A 16,371-nucleotide genomic window follows, 5' to 3' on the forward strand; every position below is an offset into this window, starting at 1 on the left:
GCGCGATGTCCGGCGACTGCGACCCGATCGCCACGTTCACACCGCAGGAGGCACCGTCGAAACCCTTGGCCGAGGAGTCGTAACCGATCTCCAGGATCTTCTCCCGCACGATGGTCGGGATGTCCGCATAGGCGGCCGTGGTGACCTCACCGGCCACGTGCACCTGGCCGGTGGTCACCATGGTCTCCACCGCGACCCGCGAGCGCGGGTCCTGGGTCAACAACGCGTCCAGCACCGCGTCGCTGATCGCATCGCAGATCTTGTCCGGGTGTCCCTCGGTCACCGACTCACTGGTGAACAACCTGCGGTTGATCTCACTCACGACTGCTCCTCACCTCACAGCTGATGCGGCAATGATCCTTGCGTACGGTAGTTGGCGTTTTCTTGCCCCCGGGGCCTCAGGCCCGAGCGTGGATGATTCCCCAGGCCAAGTTGCCCGCCTTGCCCCCGGCGACCCAGTTCTGCAGCCCGGTCTTCATCTTGGTCCGGTACTCGTCGCTGATCCGGTCCGCCAACTCCGCCTCCTGGCTCTCCAGCACTTCGAGCACCCGCGCGTAGTGCGTGCACAGGTACTCGGTCAGCTCCTCGAACTCGAAGTTCTGCAGGCCGAGCCGGGCCAGCTCGCGGCGGTAGAAGCCGGGAGAGCCCATGGTGTCCAGGTTGAGCCTGGCCAGAATCGGTCCCAGGTCCTGGACCCGGGCGTCGTCGGCCGCCATCGGGTCGGTGAAGAGGAAGGAGCCACCGCGCTTGAGCACCCGGGTCACCTCTTCCAGAACCCGCTCCCGGTCGCCGCTGTGCAGGATCGCGTCCTGCGACCAGACGATGTCGAAGGCGTTGTCCTGGAACGGGATGTCCTCGAAGGAACCGTCCTTGACCTCGATGAGCTCGTCCAACCCGGCGGCCCGGTTGAACTCGGCGTTGCGGGCGTTCTCGACCTCGCTGAGGTTCAGGCAGGACACCTTGCAGCCGTAGGTCTCGGCCAGGTAGCGCGCCGCGCCTCCGTAGCCGGAACCGATGTCCAGGATCTTGGTGTCCGGGGTGATCTCGACCTTCCCGGCCATCTGCGCGACGGTGCGCCGCGAGGCGGCGTCGATGTCCTCGTCCGGCGTCTGGTAAATCCCGATGTGAATGTCGTTGCCGCCCCAGACGTGGTAGTAGAAGTTGTCCGCGTCCTCGGAGTTGTAGTAGTCGCGCGCGGTGTGCACCGCGGTGGAGTACACATCGGACAATTCCTCGTCCGGGCGGTACTTCTTCTCGGCGACGTGAATGAAGAAGTCCGGTTCGGCGTCGTGGTAGGTCTCCTGGAAGTCACCGTAGGTGTCGATCCGCTGGAAACCGACCTCGCGCATCAGCCGCCGCACGTAGTTCTTCCGCAGCGGATACATGTTCAGGAAGAATTCAGACTGGTCCGGGAACGTATACTTGAACCGGGCCAGGCCCTCATCGATGTAATCCGGCTCCGCGGAGACGTCCTCGCCAGCGTAATAATACGTGTGCTTCGAGGAGAACCCGTTGTCCAGAATGGCGTCGTAATTTCGCTGGTCGATGATCAATACGCCGTCGTGCTTGAGCATCGCGTAGAACTCGGCCAGCGCCTTGCGCCGATCCCGTTCGGAGAACAGATGGGTGAAGGAGTTGCCCAGGCAGATGATCGCGTCGTATTCGCCGTGGACGTCACGATTCAGCCAGCGCCAGTCGGCGTGCACCACGCGCAGAATGTGCCCGCCGTAGGTCAGGCCGTTGCTGAAGGCCTTGGCGAGCATCTGCGGGCTGCCGTCGGCGCTGACCGCCTCGAAGCCCTCCTCCAGCAGCCGCACCGAGTGGAACCCGGTGCCGGTGGCCACGTCGAGCACCGAGCGGACGCCGCGCGCCTTGAGCTGGTCGATGAAGAACGAGCCCTCGCTCTGGTACCGCTTCTTCCAGTCGATCAGCTCGTCCCACTTCTCGACGAAGCCACCGACGTACTCGTAGGTGTAATGGTCCGATTCGCGCACATCCAACGGGTTGTCGCCGAACACCTGCTCCTCGCGGGCCACCAGATCAGCGGTATCCGGGGATCCTGGGCGCTCGCTTGAAGCAAGATCGTCCACGCTCTTGGCCATTCTTCACTCCCACCACTCGCGTTGGTCATGCGCCACCGCAGTACTCGGGTACGCGCAAATCCCGTGCCCCGAGCTCGTCTCGTGGCCGTGCCGGGTCGCCACTGCGAAAAAAGGCAACGCCTGGATCGGCGTGGGCAGCCGAGTAAAGCTCAAGGCCGCAACACCTACGTCGATCGCCCGCCGGTCGGCGCCTTTGCCAACCAGCCCGACGCGCTATTTCTGCGTCGATTAACCAAACTAGGCGAAGGAGATCGCGACGCAAGCGTACAAACGTGTGATGCTAATCACCAGAATGCGATGATTGCGTGATTCATATTGTCACCCTGGGTGAATAAATGCGCTGCCACCAGCGCCGATTCCGCGCATTTTCTCCATAGGTAACGATCGCGCAAGTGCAGAACGTCACCAACCTGTGTATAATAACGCGCGCAGTACTTACCACAACAACTACAAAAACCACAACCGCGTTCGCCGACAAAAATTTGAAAACTAGGCATCGCGGCGGTTGACTTTTTCTCTTTTCGGTCTTTCCATCGCCGCGCGGAGCACTGATGTTACGATGCTCCTCACCACGATGCGCCTCCCGCCCCACCCCCTGATCAGGCTCGCGCTCCCCAGCAGCCCACGGGAAAGTGTGGCACGCACCGGGGGCGCGTGCCACTGGAACATTCGAGTGCAAGTCAGTCTTTCATCCCAGGGAAGTCTTCTTCGCGGAATTCTCCGGGGGCCACCCCGCCGTCGCCGTGCAGCTCGTTCTCCCGGCGGCGCAGTTCCACTCGGCGGATCTTGCCCGAGATCGTCTTCGGCAGCTCGTAGAACTCCAGCCGCCGCACCCGCTTGTACGGGGCGAGGTGCTCGCGGGCGAAGCGCAGGATCGACTGCGCCGTCTCGGGCGTCGGCGCGTGCTCCGCGGCCAGCACCACGTACGCCTTCGGCACCGCGAGCCGGACCGGATCCGGGGACGGCACCACCGCCGCCTCGGCGACCGCCTCGTGCTCCAGCAGCACGCTCTCCAGTTCGAACGGCGAGATCCGGTAGTCGGAGGCTTTGAACACATCATCGGTGCGGCCGACGTAGGTGATGTACCCGTCGGCGTCCCGCGCCCCGACGTCACCGGTGTGGTAGTGGCCGCCGCGCATGACCTCGGCGGTGCGCTCGGCGTCGTCGGCGTAACCGGTCATCAGGCCCACCGGCCGCGGTTGCAGCGCGAGGCAGATCTCGCCCTCCTCGGCGGGCTCGCCGGTGACCGGGTCCAGCAGGGTCACCTCGAAGCCGGGCAGCGGGCGGCCCATCGAGCCGGGCCGGACCGGTTGGCCGGGGGTGTTGGCGACCTGCACGCTGGTCTCGGTCTGACCGAACCCGTCGCGGATGGTCACCGACCACGCCCGCCGCACCTGCTCGATGATCTCCGGGTTCAGCGGTTCACCCGCACCGACCACTTTGGACGGTGGGGTGCTCAGCGCGCTGAGGTCGGCCTGGATGAGCATCCGCCAAACCGTCGGCGGGGCGCAGAAGCTGTTGATGCCGCAGCGCTGCATCTGCGCCAGCAGCCCGGCGGCGTCGAACCGGGTGTAGTTGTAGATGAACACCGTCGCCTCGGCGTTCCACGGCGCGAAGACGTTGCTCCACGCGTGTTTCGCCCATCCCGGCGAGGAGATGTTCAGGTGCACGTCGCCCGGTTCCAAGCCGATCCAGTACATCGTGGACAGATGACCGATCGGATAGGACGCGTGGGTGTGCTCGACCAGTTTCGGTTGCGCCGTGGTGCCGGAGGTGAAGTAGAGCAGCATCGGATCTTCGGCGCGGGTGGGCCCATCCGGCTCGAAGTCCACTCCGGCACCGGCGCTGTCCGCATAGGACTGCCAGCCCGGCACCGGTTCGCCGACCGCGATTCGGGTGTAGTCGCCGGGCACATCGGCGAACTTGGCGGCGTCGGCGGAGCTGGTGATGACGTGCCGGGCGCGGCCGCGGTCGATGCGGTCGCGCAGGTCGACCGGTCCCAGCAGCGGCGTCGCCGGGATGATCACTGCGCCGAGCTTCATCGCGGCCAGGATCGTCTCCCACAGTTCGACCTGGTTGCCGAGCATCAGCACCAGCCGGTCACCGCGGGACACGCCCAGCCCGCGCAGCCAGTTGGCCACCTGGTTCGATCGCCGCGTCATGCCGCTGAAGGACACCCGGTGCTCGCTGCCGTCAGCGTCGACGATCCACAGCGCGATGCCGTCCCGGCGCTCGCCGATGGTGTCGAACCAGTCCAGGGCCCAGTTGAACTCGGCCGGTTGCGGCCAGACGAACTCGCGGCGCGCGGTGTCGTAATCTTCGCGGTGCCGCAGCAGGAAATCGCGGGCGGTCTGGAACTGCTCTCTCGCGTCGCCCCGCTGGACAGGGGATTTGCTGGTCACGTCCACACCCTCCTGGACTCGGCAGCGTTGCCGGATTGCTGAAGCGGGCCAACAACGTAACCTCGTGCGGCCTGCCGATCCACGCCGTTTGCTCCGATTTGCGGGCGCTCTTTCGGCCGCGTTGACTGTGCGTGCGTTCATGGTCATTGTTGTCGATTGATGGTGCCCCTTGTTCGCGATCAAGCACTACCGGCTAGTTCCGGCAAGTCGGTGGAGGAGGCAATCGTGCTGCTGCGCGCCCTGCTGCTCACCACGTTGATGGCCACCGCCTCCGGGGTGCCCGCGGTCGCCGCCGTGGCCGCCGACCCGTGGCGGCCGAAACCGCCGCCGCTGTCCACGCCGTGGACCGACGAGGTCGGCCCGGACAACGCCCACCCCGAGTACCCGCGACCGCAGCTGACCCGCCAGCGGTGGCTGAACCTCAACGGATTGTGGGCCTACGGCGCTGGATCCACGCCGCCGGAGCAGACACGCGAACAGATCCTGGTGCCCTACCCGCCAGAATCCGGGCTGTCGGGCATCCAACGCCACGACGACCACATGCTGTACCGGCGCGGCTTCCAGGTGCCGCCGGAGTGGGCCGGAGAGCGGGTGCTGCTGCACTTCGGCGCGGTGGACCAGAAGGCCGAGGTGTCGGTCAACGGCCGGACCGTGGCGGTGCACGAAGGCGGCTACGCCGGGTTCAGCGCCGACATCACCGACGCGATCAAGCCCGGCCCCGAACAGGAAATCGAGGTGGCCGTCGAAGACCGCAACGACGCCAACCCGTATCCGGTCGGCAAGCAGCGCAACGAACCGGGCGGCATCCTCTACACCGGCGCGTCCGGGATCTGGCAGACGGTCTGGCTGGAACCGGTGCCCGACCAGCACATCGCCAAGCTCGACATCACCCCGGACCTGCGCGGTTTCGACCTGACCGCACGCACTTCGGCGCGTTCCGGTGCGCGGGTCGAGGCGATCGTCCTCGACGCCGAGGGCCGCGAGGTGTCGCGTGCCAGCGGCCCCGCCGACCAGGCGCTGCGGCTGCCGGTGGCCGCCCCGCACCTGTGGACTCCGGACGATCCCTACCTCTACGACATCGTGGTGCGGCTGGTCGACTCGCACGGCCGGGAGGTGGACTCGGTCGGCAGTTACGCGGGGCTTCGGACCACCGAACTGGTCGAGGACTCGCAGGGCCGCCCGCGGATGGCGCTCAACGGGCGCATCCTGTTCCAGCACGGCCCGCTGGACCAGGGCTACTGGCCGGACGGGATCTACACCGCGCCCACCGACGAGGCACTGCGGTTCGACCTGGAGGCCACCAAGGAACTCGGCTTCAACATGGTCCGCAAGCACGTCAAGGTCGAACCCGCCCGCTGGTACTACTGGGCGGATCGGCTGGGGCTGCTGGTGTGGCAGGACATGCCGTCGCTGCCCATCGACCTCGCCGACCCGCCGGGCAGCAACCCGCCGCCGAGCGAAGAAGCCCGCGCGCACTTCCGCGACGAGCTCACCGCGATGATCGACCAGCTGCGCAGCGTCACCTCGATCGTGGCCTGGGTGCCGTTCAACGAGGGCTGGGGCGAGTTCGAGACCGCGGAGATCGCCGAGCTGGTCCGGCGCACCGACCCGACCCGGCTGATCGATGCCAACAGCGGGGTGAACTGCTGCTATTCGCTGCCCGACAGCGGAGCAGGGGACATCTACGACGACCACACCTACGTCGGGCCAGGCGCCCCGGAGGTGCGCGGGTCGCGCGCCTCGGTGGACGGCGAGTACGGCGGGCTGGGGCTGGTCGAGGAGGGCCACCTGTGGCCGGGTGAGCCGGGCGCCTACGAGATGACCAACAGCCGCGCCGAGCTGACCGACCGCTACGCCGAGGTCAGCCGCGAGCTGGCCCGGATCGTGGCGACCAACGGGCTGTCCGCGGCGATCTACACCCAGACCACGGACGTGGAAAACGAGGTCAACGGTTTCTTCAGCTACGACCGCCGGGTACTCAAACCGAATCCGGACGTAGTTCGGGCCCACAACCAGGCCGCCATCGACGCGGGCACGCCTTGACGACTGGCGCCCGGGGACACGTCCGACCACAGTGGAACGTACTCACGCACAACCTCACCACCCGGGGTGGACGCGTTTGACCCGGGTGAACGCACAATTCTCACGAATTTGCGCACCGGCAGGAGGTTTCTGATGCGACGCTTCACCAGGCGGGCCGCGCTCGCGACCGCAGCGGGCGCGACCACCGCGGTCGCGATCAACAGCCCGGCCCTCGCGCAGCCACCCGGCGCTCCGGCGCAGGGGGGCGCGCAGACGGCCAACGGACGGCTGTACGAGATCCGCTCTGGTCGGCACCGGGCGGTGGTCGCCGGGGTGGCGGCGACGCTGCTGTCCTGGCAGGTCGACGGCAAGGAACTGCTGCTGACGCATCCGGCCGACGACGTCGGCGAAGGCTACCGGGGCAAGACGATCCTGCCGTGGCCGAACCGGATCGACCACGGCAGCTACACCTTCGGCGGCCAGGAGTTGCAGGTCCCGATCAGCGAACCGGAGCGGGACGCGGCACTGCACGGGCTGATGAGCTTCGTGGAGTGGCAGCCGGTGCAGCACCGCCCCGACGGCGTGGTCTTGGAGTACCTGCTGCCCCCGCAGTACGGCTACCCGTTCCAGCTGGCGTTCCGGATCGAGTACGTGGTGGACGCCGCCGGGGTGCGCAGCACGCTGGAGGCGACGAACATCGGCCGCACCGATGCCCCGTTCGGCACCGCCAACCACACCTACCTCGCCGCGGGCGGCGACCGCATCGACGACATCGTCTTCGAACTGCCCGCGGACACCTACTACCTGGTCAACGACCGGTTGATCCCGACGGGCACCGATTCGGTCGACGGCACCCAGTACGACTTCCGGTCGGCGCGCCGCATCGGAGCGACCGAAATGGACACCGCGTTCACCGGCCTGCGCCGCGAACCCGGCGGCAACGCGGTGGTGCGCTTCAACCGCCCGGACGGCGTGCGTGCCGAACTGTGGGTCGACCAGACGCACGGCTACCTGCAGGTCTACACCGACGACAGCCCGTCCACCGAACGCCCGCCACGGGCCGGGATCACCGTGGAGCCGATGACCTGCGCCCCGAACGCGTTCGTCACCGGTGACGGCCTGATCACCCTGCGGCCGGGCCAAACGCACCGCGGTAGCTGGGGCTACCGGATATCGAACTGATCGGCGGTTCGCCAGTACAGTGGCCGGGTGGCCGAATACATCCAGATCCCAACGCCCGCCGGGAAGTTCGACGCGCTGACCGCCGGTCCGCAGGACGGCCGTCCAGTGCTGTTGCTGCACGGTTTTCCGGAAGCCGCCGTGGAGTGGAGCGAGCAGCTGTCGGTGCTCGGCGGCGCCGAGTGCTTCGCGGTCGCACCGGATCAGCGCGGCTACTCCCCCGGTGTGCGCCCCGAACAGGTGGCCGACTACCGGATGGATGAGCTGGTCGGCGACGTGCTGGCCATCGCCGAGCACTTCGGCTGGTCGCGCTTCGACCTGGTCGGCCACGACTGGGGCGCGGCGGTCGGCTGGGCGACCGCGGCCGCGCACCCCGAGCGGATCCGCACCCTGACCGCGGTGTCGGTGCCGCACCTCGACCCGTTCGGCGAGGCGATCCGAACTGATGAGGACCAGCATCAGCGGTCGGCCTACATGCAGGTCTTCCGCTCCTCCGGCGCGGAGAAGATCCTGTTGGCCGACAACGCGAAGAAGCTGCGGCAGATGTACTACCCGGGCGTGCCGGAGCACCACGTCGACGACTACGTGCAGCGGTTGACCGAGCCGGGTGCCTTGACCGCCGCGTTGAACTGGTACCGCGCGATGCGCTTCGGGCGCGGCGAGATCGGGCCGATCACCGTGCCGACGCTGTACGTGTGGAGCACCGAGGACGTCGCGGTGGGCTCGACCGCCGCGCTGGCCACCGGAGATCACGTCACCGGGCCGTACCGGTTCGAGATGCTGGCGGACGTCTCGCACTGGATCCCCGAAGAAGTCCCGGAGACCCTCACCCGCCTGCTGCTCGAACACCTGGTGGCCCACCAGGAGTGAGCGGGCGAGTCGACGGGCTTGGCCGGATCATCGACGACGAGGATGATCTGCTCGGCGGATCCGGGTGATTGTTGGAAGCGAGTTTGCTTAGGAGTGGCACGTGAAGGGTTCGGAGAGCCTGTTGGCCACGGCGACCGCGGCTGGCGTCCAGGTGTGCTTCGCCAATCCCGGCACCACCGAGATTCCGCTCGTCGAGGCATTCGACCAGGTCGAAGGCATCCGGGCGGTGCTGGCGCTGTCCGAGGGCGTGGTGACCGGCGCCGCCGACGGCTACGCGCGGATGACCGGCGTTCCCGCGATGACCCTGCTGCACCTCGGGCCGGGGCTGGCCAACGGCATCGCGAACCTGCACAACGCGCGCCGGGCCCGCAGCCCCATGATCAACGTCATCGGCGAGCACGCCACCTGGCACCAGCCCGCGGATCCCCCGCTGGGCAGCGACATCGAGTCGCTGGCCCGGCCGGTTTCCGGCTGGGTGGGCCGCACCAGCTCACCGGCCAACTCCGCCGCCGAGTTCGTCGCGGCCTACCAGGCGACGCTGCGGCTCCGGCTGCCAGCCACGCTGATCGCCGCTGCCGACCACATGTGGGGCCAGGGCGGCGTGCCCGCCGAGGTCCCGGCGCCGCCCACCCGGCCAGCAGTGGACGACCAGCAGGTTTCCGAGATCGCGAAGCTGCTCTCCGGTGGGCGCGGCCGACCGGCGCTGCTGCTGGGCGGGCACGCCGTGCAGCCCGATGGCATCCGCACCGCCGCCCGCATCGCGGCCACCGTCGGCGGTGATGTCTTCGCCGAGCGTTCTCCCGCGCGCATCGAGCGCGGGCCGGAGATCCCGCCGGTGCGGTCGCTGCCGTACTTCCCGGAGGACGTGCTCAAGGTCTTGGCGGGGTATTCGCACCTGGTGCTGGTCGGCGCCCGCACGCCGGTGGCGTTCTTCGGCTACCGGGGCATGCCGAGCTTCCCGATTCCCAACAAGATCAAGGTGCACGCGCTGGCCGACGCCGACCAGCACGCCATCGACGCGCTGCACGCGCTGGCGGAGGCGACCGGCAGCGCCGCCACCGAACTGCCGAACGCCGAGCGCCCCCAGGTGCCGACTCCGGACGGCCCGCTGACGGCGGCGGGCATCGCGGCGGCGATCGTGCTCACCCAGCCCGAGCACTCGATCGTGGTCAACGAAGGGGTTTCCTCGGGTGCGGCGTACCCGGCCATCGCCGCCGCCGCGCCGCCGCACGCCGAGCTGACCAACACCGGCGGCGCGATCGGCATGGGCATGCCCGCCGCCACCGGCGCCGCCATCGCCTGCCCGGACCGCGCGGTGATCAACCTGCAGGCCGACGGCAGCGCCGCCTACACCGTCCAGGCACTGTGGACGCAGGCCCGCGAAGGCCTCGACGTCACCACGGTGATCTGCGCGAACTCCCGATACGGGATCCTGCAAGCGGAATTGCAGCGGGCAGGCATCGACCAGCCCGGCGCGGCCGCGGCGAGCATGACCAGCCTCGCCGAGCCCACTGTGGACTGGACGGCGGTGGCACGCGGCTTCGGCGTGCCCAGCAGCCGTGCCAGCACGGCCGCCGAACTGCTGGACGCGCTGCGCGGCGCACACGCCGAGCCGGGCCCGCACCTGATCGAAGCCGTGCTGTGAACGCCTGTCCTTGAACTCGTCCTGCGTGGCGGGTGGCGAACCTGGCGATTTCGCGCGAAATCGCCAGGTTCACCCAAGGCGGTCGGCCCGACACAGCCACTTCGAAGACAGGCGCTCAGCCGACTGCGCCGATCCCCGACATCAGGTTTCCCCGGGACCTGCCGTGAGTCCCTTCGGGTGGTTGGCGCCCGAAGGGACTCACGGACCCCCAGTCCTTTCAGCCCGCGACGGGCATCCGCTCGTCGTCGAGCAAGCCGTGCCGCATCGCGAACGACGCCGCCGCCAACCGGGAATGCACCCCCAGCTTGGTCAGCACGGACTGCACGTGGGTGCGCACCGTGGTCGGCGCCACCCCGAGTTGCTTGGCCATCGCCGTGGTGTGCGCACCGTCGACGAGCATCCGCAGGCACTGCCGTTCGCGTGCGGTCAGGTGCGATGCGAGTCGGCGGGCGTCGGTGGTTCCCGCCAGCCGGGGCGTCCGCGACGCGGCCAGCTCGACGACCACCTCACCGTCGACCACGCCGCGCAGCGCCCCGGCCAGCACCGCCAGCCCGCACATCTTGTTCACGAAGCCCGCCGCGCCTTTCCCCAGCGCGTCCCGCATGCCCTGCACGTCGCCGTCGGCGGTGAGCACGAGGACCTTCGTGTGCCCGCCCGCGCTGAGGATCTCGCCGATCACGTCGAGCCCGTCGCCATCGGCGAAGTAGCGGTCCAGCAGGCAGATGTCCGGTTTGTGCTCCCGGACGCGCGCGATCACGCCCGCGGTGTTGTCGGCGGTGCCGACGATGCGGTGGCCGTGCCGCGGCAGCGTGGCGGCAAGCGCATCGACGAAGATCGCATGATCATCGCCGAGTACCAGATCGACCATGTTGTCGTTGCCTCCTCGATGGCGCTCAGGCCACGCAGTCCGACGGGAACGCCAAGCTGGCGCGGGTGCCTCGAACCGGCGCCGGGTCGATCCGCAGTTCGGCGCCGCAGCGCTGGGCCAGCGCCATCACGATGCCCAGGCCGAGCGACGACGAGCCGCGCGGCCCGTTGCCGAAACCCGGTCCGTCGTCGGTGATCTCGATACCGACCCCACCCGACTCGCCGCGCCGCGCCGCCACCGTCACCCGGCCATCGCGACCGGCGGCGCGCACCGCGTTGTCCAGCAGGTTCGACACCATCCGCCACAGCAGCGTCTGGTCGGTGCGCATGGTCACCTCGCCGCCGGGCCGCAGCCGCACGTCGGCCGCCCCGGACAGCGACTTGACCGCGACGACCTGGGTCAGCAGCTCGTGCAGCGCGAAGACCTCCACGCCGGGCTGGTCCGCCCGCCGATCGAGAAGTTCCAGCAACCGGTCCAGCTCCAGTTCCATCAGCTGCAGCCGGTGCGCCGCACCCCCAGGTAGCGACGCCTCGGATCGCAAACCGTCCGCGAGATAGGACAGCGTCGCCAGACCGTGCCCGAGATCGTGCAACAGGCTGCGCAACTCAGCGCCACCTCGCGAACTGGAACTTCGCGATTTCGGACGGCTCACCGTCCGGACCGAATCGGTAATCGTGTGCACAGCGACTCCTCTCCCCCGCGGCAGTCTGTGCTACCCGGCAAATCGGATGCGGCGCGCGCCGCGTTGCAACGGCCGCGCGCCGGAAGCCGTGATTACTCCACGTGCAACGGTCGGTCCGACGCCAGGCGCGGGCAAGCGCCGTCCAGCTACTGAACGTTACGGTGCCGATACGCTCCGGCGAGGGCTTCGGCCAAGGCCGCGACCCGGTAACGGCCGTCCATCCGCTCGCGGGCGGCCGTCGCCAACCGGGCGGCGAGGTCGGGCGAATCCAGCAGCTGCGCCACCGCGACGGCCAGCAGGTCGGGGCGCCGGGGCGGCACCAGCAGCCCGGTCTCGCCGGGCGAGACCACATCGCTGACCGCGTTGACCGCGGTGGCCACCACCGGCACGCCGCACACCATCGCCTCGACGATCGCCAGCGGCAGACCCTCGTACCGGCTGGGCAGCGCGAACACGTCGAACGCGGGTAGCAGCTCCGCCACGTCGTCGCGGTCCCCGGCCAGCACCACGCGGACCCCGCTCGCGGCGACGTGCGCGCGCATCCGCTCGGCCAGCTCTCCCCCGCCGATCCACACCCCGACCACGTCGGGGCGGCCCAACGCGCGCAGCGCCGCGACGAAGTCCTCCGGGGACTTCTGGTAGGTCAGCCGCCCCACCGCGCCGACCACCAGGTCCGTCGGCGCCAGTCCCAGCTTCCGCCGGGCGTGCCGCCTGGCTGCTTCGGTGCGGGTGGGCACGTCGTGGTCGACGGCCACCCCGATGGTGCGGATGCGATCCGGTGCGAGCAGCCCGCGGCGCAGCGCCTCGACCGCGACACCGGTGCCCACGCACAACGCCAGATCGGTGATCCGGCCGAGCCCGCGCTCGATCGCGAGGTAGCCGCGGCGCCGCAGCGGGCGCTGGAACTCGTGGAACGGGAATCCGTGGTAGGTGTGCACGATGCGACCCACCCCGCTGCGGCGCGCGGCGATCCGGCCCACCGCACCGGCCTTCGAGCAGTGCGTGTGCACGACGTCGAAGCGCCGCAGCAGTGCCGTCAGCCGGTGCAGGGCGAGCAGGTCGTGGCCCGGCGAGATGGGCGCGCGCAACGCGGGTTCGACGATGGTCTCCAGCCCGGCGGCCTCGGCCGCACCCAGCAACTGGCCGGATCCGGTGATCACCGTGACCCGGTGGTCGGCCGGGTCCAGCGCCAGCGCCCCGCGCAGCGCCAGCACCCCGGCGCCGCCTTCCAGCCGGGTGATCACGGTGGCCACCCGCAGCGGTCCGGTGCTCACAGCCGGATGTCCGGTTCGGCGTCCGCGTCGACGCGCAGCCCGGCGGCGCAGGCCACGCTGACCGCTTCCAGCTGGCTGTGCACCCGGAGCTTGGCCAGGATGCTGCGGGTGTGGGTGCGGACGGTTTCGGTGGAGATCAGCAGTTCCTCGGCGATCTGGGCACCCCGCTTGCCGGCGACCATGCCGCAGAGCACGTCCCGCTCGCGGTCGCTGAGCACGTCCAGCGGTCCACCGCGCTGCCCGGCCCGCGCGGCGTCCTCGCGCAGTTCGCGCAGCACCGGACCGAGCAGCTCCGGCGGATACCAGCTGTGCCCGCGGCTGACTCCGCGCAGCACCTCGGTGAGCTGCTCGACGCTGCTTTCCTTGCGCACCCAGGCCGCCGCGCCCGCCCGTGCGGCCTCGACGGCCTGCCGGGCATCGCCGGTCCCGGTCAGCACCACGATCGCCGCGGTCGGCAGGGTTTCCCGCAGCTGGCGCACCAGGCTGCCGGTGGCGGTTCCGGCCGGTTCCACGTCGAGCGCGATCACGTCCGGCCGGGACCGCTGCGCCACCTCGGCGAGTCGCGGGTCGCTGGTGGCGCAATGCCCCACGACCCACAGCTCCGGCACCTCCGACAGCCGGGCGCTGAGCGCCTCGGCCAGCATGAGGTGGTCGTCCACCATGAGCACCCGTACCAAGTTCACCGGCCCAGCATGACCCGCCCGGCGCGACTGGTCCTCCTCCAGTTGTAGGAGAACCGGGACCTGCGGCTGCACGAGATTCCGCCGCGAGGTCAACCGGTCGCGTCCGCCGCTGGCGGGACGGGCCGGGTCGCCGGATCGATCACGCGGCGGTTCGGGCTGCGCCAGCGGCCGGAGGACCTGGACAACCAGGCGCCCGGGATCGCGTACAGCGCGATCACCGCGTCCACCACCCGCAGCACCAGGAAGAACGGGCCGAACAACAGGAATCGCGGCTGCCGCTGCAACAGCGCGACGATGCAGGTCAGCAGCAGGTCCGGCAGCAGCACGCCGAACAGCAGCGACGGCGGGGACGCGAACCCGGCGACGAACGCGTGCACCTCCTGCACCACCGGCACCGCGAGCACCTCGCCGAACAGGGCGGGCACGAGGAGCACCACCGCCACGATCGGCAGCAGCACCAGCAGAACGCTGCTGGTCAGCATTTCCAACAGCAGCAAGGCCAACATCGCGGTGAACAGGCTCGCCCGCGGCGGATGCCGCCGAACCGTCTGCCACAGTCCCAGCGCCCAGCGCTTGCACTGCTTCACGTAGTCCTTGAAGTTGTCCGGGTCCTGGGTGGTGGCGACGGCCGACGGGGTGAAACCGACCTTGCCGAGCCGTTTCTGGTACACCTCGAAGGTCATGTTGAAGTCCTCGATGACCAGTCCCGGCGGGTTGACCTCGATGTAGGGCAGCACCGCGGCGCGGTACATGCTGGCGAAGCCGGGCACGATGTGGGTGGCGTTGACCCGCCGCCAGGTCTGGCCGAACTTCAGCAGGTACTGGGTCATCGTGTAGATGCGCTGCCGGTGGAAGGCCACCAGCTTGCCGATCGGCCCCAGCGCGCGACCGCGCCACGACGTCTTGACGCAGCCCGCCACCGCGACCACCTCGGGATCCGCGAACAACGGCAGCGCCGCCTGGAAATAGCCCGGCTCGACGTGCGTGTCGGCATCCAGCAGCATCACCACCGCGAACCGGTCGACCAGCCCGAACCGGCTGATCGCCTCCTGCAGCGCACCGGCCTTGCCGAGATTGCTGGACGTGCTGATCACGTGCACCCCGCACCCGCGGGCCAACTCCACGGTCCGGTCGGTCGAGCCGTCGGAGACCACGTGCACGTTGCCCGGCGGCACGAGGGCGGTGATCGCCTGGATGCTGTCGACGATGACCGGTTCCTCGTTGTGCGCGGGCATCAGCACCGCCACGTCGCCAACGTCCACATCGGTCGATCGGTTGCCGAGCACCGGGAAGCGGTGGCGGCCCATCACCGCGCTCGGCCAGGGCACCGCCTCGTTCCCCCTGCCGTGCCGCCACTTCCGCGTCGAGGTGTCGAGCAGGCGCATCAGCCCGATCAGGCCCCACAGCGTGAAGTTGGTGCCGAACACCGCGATGGCCAGCACCCACCAAGGAATCATCCCGTCCCCCAGACTGCTTCAGAAGTGGTTTGCGCGGCGGTGAAAGCTGAGTCCCACACCGCAAGCCCGGTCGCTCAGCTTTCGATCGGCAGGCTGCCGCGCAGTTCCCGCCAGGTGTCGGTGTCCTCGTAGCCGAACATCCACAGGTAGACACCGCGGATGCCGGAACCGCGCGCCGCCTCGAACTTCGCCTTGGAACTAGCGGCGTTTTCGAACCACACCTCGTGCTCGCGCCCCTGCGCGTCGGTGTAGCGGAACCACGGCGACTGGGTGGGCGCGTCGTAGTTGACCTCCGCTCGGTGCTCGGTGGCCAGCCGGAACGCCTGCAGCCAGGTCAGCGCGGTTCCGTGGCCGTCCACCCAGTCGTAGCCGTAGAGCGGCACGCCCAGCACGATGCGTTCCGGCGGGATCTGCGTCTTGGCGTAGTCGAGCACCTCCCGCACCCAGGTGATCGGCGCGATCGAGCCCGGCGGCGAAGTGGCCCAGTGGTAGTCGTAGCCCATCAAGCGGACCTGGTCGACGGCCCGGCCGATCGCGGCGTAGTCCTGCGCCACGTTGCGCTCGTCGTAACCGGCGTCCGAGGCCTTCGCGAACAACGCCACCGACAGGGTTTTCCCCTCGGCGTCCATCGCCCTGCCCAGTTCGGTGACGAAGTTGGTGAACACCTGCCGGTCACCGGCGCGCAGGTTCTCGTAGTCGATGTCGATGCCCGCGTAGTCCTCGCGCTTGACCAGTTCGACGATGTCGGCGACGTGGCGGCGCATCCGCGCCGGATCGTGCAGCACCTTGGCGACCGGCTCGTAGGCCCACTTGTCGTTGGTGATGTTGGCCAGCGACGGCACGATCGGGATGTCGGCCTCGCGAAGCCGCGCGAGCTGCTTCGCGACCTCGGCGGTCTGATCCGGCGAGTACTGCTTGGTCAGCCCGCCTTCCGCGTCGAGGCCGTAGATCCACGGCGACACCTCGTTGACCGATTCCTGGTTCTGCACCACCATCGTCGTGCCGTTGTCCAGGTTCCAGAACGGCAGCGACGCGACGACCAGCGAACCGGCCGCCGACGTCGGGCCGTTGGAGCGCGGTATCACCATCCACACCACCAGCAGCACCGAGATCGCGATCAGCGCCAGCAGCCAGAGCGACCCGCCGACGCGGCCGCGCTTCGTGCCCTTGTTCCACCGCATTTCGCC

Annotated in this window: 13 protein-coding genes; 4 read left to right on the forward strand and 9 right to left on the reverse strand. The window is 69.1% G+C overall.

Annotation, left to right across the window (positions count from 1 at the left end):
* The 3 genes from ACTWQN_RS30715 to ACTWQN_RS30725 form a co-directional block, all read right to left on the reverse strand.
* The coding region (locus ACTWQN_RS30715; RefSeq protein WP_443207108.1) for an S-adenosylmethionine synthetase N-terminal domain-containing protein at positions 1-322 on the reverse strand (322 nt) is incomplete at its 3' end.
* Positions 323-398: 76 nt separating this feature from the next.
* Positions 399-2,102, reverse strand: coding sequence for a glycine/sarcosine N-methyltransferase (locus ACTWQN_RS30720; RefSeq protein ID WP_443207109.1), 1,704 nt, complete (start codon positions 2,100-2,102; stop codon positions 399-401).
* A 680-nt stretch (positions 2,103-2,782) separates the two neighbouring features.
* Complete coding sequence (locus ACTWQN_RS30725; RefSeq protein WP_443207110.1) at positions 2,783-4,510, reverse strand: AMP-binding protein; 1,728 nt, start codon at positions 4,508-4,510, stop codon at positions 2,783-2,785.
* A gap of 252 nt (positions 4,511-4,762) precedes the next feature.
* Between ACTWQN_RS30725 and ACTWQN_RS30730 the strand changes: the two genes are divergently transcribed.
* The 4 genes from ACTWQN_RS30730 (at position 4,763) to ACTWQN_RS30745 (ending at position 10,220) form a co-directional block, all read left to right on the forward strand.
* On the forward strand, positions 4,763-6,547 hold the full coding sequence (locus tag ACTWQN_RS30730; RefSeq protein ID WP_443207195.1) for a glycoside hydrolase family 2 protein: 1,785 nt from the start codon (positions 4,763-4,765) through the stop codon (positions 6,545-6,547).
* A 132-nt stretch (positions 6,548-6,679) separates the two neighbouring features.
* Positions 6,680-7,708 (forward strand): aldose 1-epimerase family protein, encoded by a 1,029-nt coding sequence (locus tag ACTWQN_RS30735; protein ID WP_443207111.1) that lies wholly within the window; start codon positions 6,680-6,682, stop codon positions 7,706-7,708.
* A 27-nt stretch (positions 7,709-7,735) separates the two neighbouring features.
* A complete protein-coding gene (locus ACTWQN_RS30740; protein WP_443207112.1) occupies positions 7,736-8,575 on the forward strand; it encodes an alpha/beta fold hydrolase in 840 nt (279 codons plus the stop codon).
* A 100-nt stretch (positions 8,576-8,675) separates the two neighbouring features.
* Positions 8,676-10,220 (forward strand): acetolactate synthase large subunit, encoded by a 1,545-nt coding sequence (locus ACTWQN_RS30745; RefSeq protein ID WP_443207113.1) that lies wholly within the window; start codon positions 8,676-8,678, stop codon positions 10,218-10,220.
* A 217-nt stretch (positions 10,221-10,437) separates the two neighbouring features.
* Here the strand turns inward: ACTWQN_RS30745 and ACTWQN_RS30750 are convergent, their stop codons facing one another.
* The 6 genes from ACTWQN_RS30750 to ACTWQN_RS30775 form a co-directional block, all read right to left on the reverse strand.
* Complete coding sequence (locus tag ACTWQN_RS30750) at positions 10,438-11,088, reverse strand: response regulator (protein WP_443207114.1); 651 nt, start codon at positions 11,086-11,088, stop codon at positions 10,438-10,440.
* Between the two features lie 25 nt (positions 11,089-11,113).
* Positions 11,114-11,692, reverse strand: coding sequence for a sensor histidine kinase (locus ACTWQN_RS30755; protein ID WP_443207115.1), 579 nt, complete (start codon positions 11,690-11,692; stop codon positions 11,114-11,116).
* 224 nt (positions 11,693-11,916) lie between these two features.
* Positions 11,917-13,044, reverse strand: coding sequence for a glycosyltransferase (locus ACTWQN_RS30760; protein ID WP_443207116.1), 1,128 nt, complete (start codon positions 13,042-13,044; stop codon positions 11,917-11,919).
* Entirely contained in the window at positions 13,041-13,727 is a 687-nt protein-coding gene (locus ACTWQN_RS30765; protein ID WP_443207117.1) for a LuxR C-terminal-related transcriptional regulator, read from the reverse strand. Before ACTWQN_RS30765 ends, ACTWQN_RS30760 begins: the two co-directional genes overlap by 4 nt.
* Positions 13,728-13,816: 89 nt before the next feature.
* Positions 13,817-15,184 (reverse strand): glycosyltransferase family 2 protein, encoded by a 1,368-nt coding sequence (locus ACTWQN_RS30770; RefSeq protein WP_443207118.1) that lies wholly within the window; start codon positions 15,182-15,184, stop codon positions 13,817-13,819.
* Positions 15,185-15,258: 74 nt separating this feature from the next.
* Positions 15,259-16,365 carry a glycosyl hydrolase family 18 protein gene (locus ACTWQN_RS30775; RefSeq protein ID WP_443207119.1) on the reverse strand — a complete coding sequence of 369 codons (1,107 nt, stop codon included), beginning with the start codon at positions 16,363-16,365 and terminating at the stop codon, positions 15,259-15,261.
* Positions 16,366-16,371: the final 6 nt, after the last annotated feature.

This window comes from Saccharopolyspora antiqui, assembly GCF_052246905.1.
In the GTDB taxonomy this organism is placed as follows: domain Bacteria; phylum Actinomycetota; class Actinomycetes; order Mycobacteriales; family Pseudonocardiaceae; genus Saccharopolyspora.